The organism is Aeromonas sp. R7-2 (assembly GCF_040908105.1).
GTDB classification, from domain to species: Bacteria; Pseudomonadota; Gammaproteobacteria; order Enterobacterales; family Aeromonadaceae; genus Aeromonas; species Aeromonas caviae.
The window spans coordinates 1-1,027 of the sequence record NZ_JBFODC010000002.1; the positions used below are offsets into that span (position 1 = coordinate 1).

Consider the following 1,027-nt stretch of genomic DNA (forward strand, 5'->3'; position numbering starts at 1 on the left):
CTGACCGCCCTGGGCCAGAGCGTCAAATACGAGCTGGTCGACGGCGATGCCAGCATCCCGGGCAACCAGGTGCTGAAAGGCTATGTGGAAGTCAACGGCCATCGCATCGAGGTGCTGCAAGTGGAGCTCAGTGGCAAGCTCGACAACGCCGATAGCAACGGCTTTGACTACAAGGTGACCCTCTATCAGGGGGTGCACCAGAGCGGCAACACCGCGACCGACCTGCCGTTCAAGCTGAACATCATTGACAGCGACAAGGGCAGCGGCAACAACGACAGCACCACGGGCACCCTCAACATCAGCGTGGCGGAAGGGGACAAACCGACCCTCAGCCTGACCGGCGTGACCCTGAGCGAAGGGCGCTTCGATGGGGCCGCCAACAACCAGACGGCGGACGACCAGCAGGCCAGCGGCACCCTCACCATCACTGCGGATTCCGATCCCGTGGTGGACGTGCGGCTGACCCTGAGTGGTCAGGTGCTGGATACGAGCGGCAAGGCCATCACTCACAACGGTGAGACGCTCACCTGGCAGGAGGTGCCGGGCAGCAACGGCCACGGCTTCCAGGCTCTGACCGCGAGCGGCACCCTGGTGCTGACGGTGACCCTGCCGAGCGTACCGGGGCGCATCGAAGCCCATACCCAGGCAACCCTGGACTACCAGGTGAAGGTGCACACCAACCTGGATCACGGCGCCGACGACAAGCTCAACCTGAGCCTGCCGGTCAAGGTGACCGACAGCGACGGCTCGGTGATCACCGGCAGCACCACGGCGGTGATCACCGATGCCGCCGATCCTCACCTTGGCAACGACGCCGGCATCAGCCTGCAGGAGGGCGGGGCCAGCCAGAGCCTGGACGGCCAGCTGCCGGTCAATGTGGGCAGCGACCGCCTGGTCTCCCTTAACTTCGAGGCGAACCAGCCTGGCCTGAGTGGCCTCACCAGCGGCGGCCAGCCGACCCACTATCAGGTCAACGGCAACGTCATCACCCTGCTGGATGCGGGCGGCAAGACCATTCTGACCGTGA

Annotated in this window: 1 protein-coding gene; it reads left to right on the forward strand. The window is 64.9% G+C overall.

Annotated elements, in window-relative coordinates; all coding sequences use genetic code 11:
• Positions 1-1,027, forward strand: a 1,027-nt coding sequence (locus AB5Y47_RS00010; RefSeq protein WP_368219567.1) for a hypothetical protein, incomplete at both ends; no start/stop codon positions are given.